This is a genomic window from Romboutsia weinsteinii, from assembly GCF_002250835.2.
In the GTDB taxonomy this organism is placed as follows: domain Bacteria; phylum Bacillota; class Clostridia; order Peptostreptococcales; family Peptostreptococcaceae; genus Romboutsia_A; species Romboutsia_A weinsteinii.
Window position 1 is genome coordinate 1 of sequence record NZ_NOJY02000145.1, and the last position, 1001, is coordinate 1001.

2 protein-coding genes are annotated in these 1001 nt (G+C 33.6%); both read right to left on the reverse strand.

The genetic code is table 11. The annotated features are described in order from the left end of the window. On the reverse strand, positions 1 to 504 hold a 504-nt coding region (locus tag CHL78_RS20230; RefSeq protein ID WP_116041777.1), incomplete at its 3' end, for a nucleoside recognition domain-containing protein. Beyond that, positions 505 to 1001: nucleoside recognition domain-containing protein (locus CHL78_RS20235; protein ID WP_116041779.1), on the reverse strand; the 497-nt coding region annotated here is incomplete at its 5' end.

Sequence of the window (1001 nt, forward strand, 5' to 3'; positions counted from 1 at the left end):
TATAAATACTGATGCTAGTACACCTGCTACATGGCTAAGCATGGCACAACTCAAAGTATGGCGAGTATTCTTTATCTTCAAGCTTCCATAATATATTGCCATTGTATAAAATATTGTCTCTGATGCACCTACTATAGTAGATCCCATCTTTTCTATTATTGTATCTATACCTACTCTACCAGCTAATTCTGCATACATCCCTAGTGCACCACTACCTGAAAGAGGCTTTACTATTATAAGACCAATCAACTCCTTTGGTATGCTCATTAATTTTGCTATTGGTGTAAATATAAATTCTAGTACCTCTATTCCTTTTCCTGTTTTAAATATTCCTATAGCTAAAAATATACCTATTATATAAGGAAGTATGGACCAAGTAGCCTTTAGACCTTCCACTGCTCCTCTTACAAAACTATCGTAAATATCAACTTTTTTGTAACTCCCGTAGATTACTATATATAAAATTATCAAAGGTATAAGTAAATTTGAAAAAATCTCAACCATCTATCGTTTCCTCCTTTGAAGCATCTTACAACTTATTATAGCTATTGTTGTCGATATAGCTGTTGCAAATAAAGTTGTAATAATTATTTCACTAGGATTTTGTGCCCCCATATCCATCCTTACTTTCAACATTGTAAATGGTATTATTTGTACTGAAGATATATTTATTACTAAAAACATAATCATGTCATTACTTGCTGTGTCCTTTTTAGGATTTAGTGTTTGAAGTTCATTCATTGCCTTTAATCCAAACGCTGTTGCTCCATTTCCTGCCCCTAACATGTTTAGCGCCATATTCATAACCATATAAGACATAGCCTTGTGATTTGAAGGCACTGATGGAAACAGCCTCTTCATAATAGGATTTAATTTTTTTCCTATCTTATCTATTAGCCCTGAATCTTTAGCTATATTCATTATTCCCATCCAAAGTGCCATCGCCCCTGCTAGTCCTATAGCAAAATCTACACCCTTGGAAGTTTCGCTTAGTATTACTT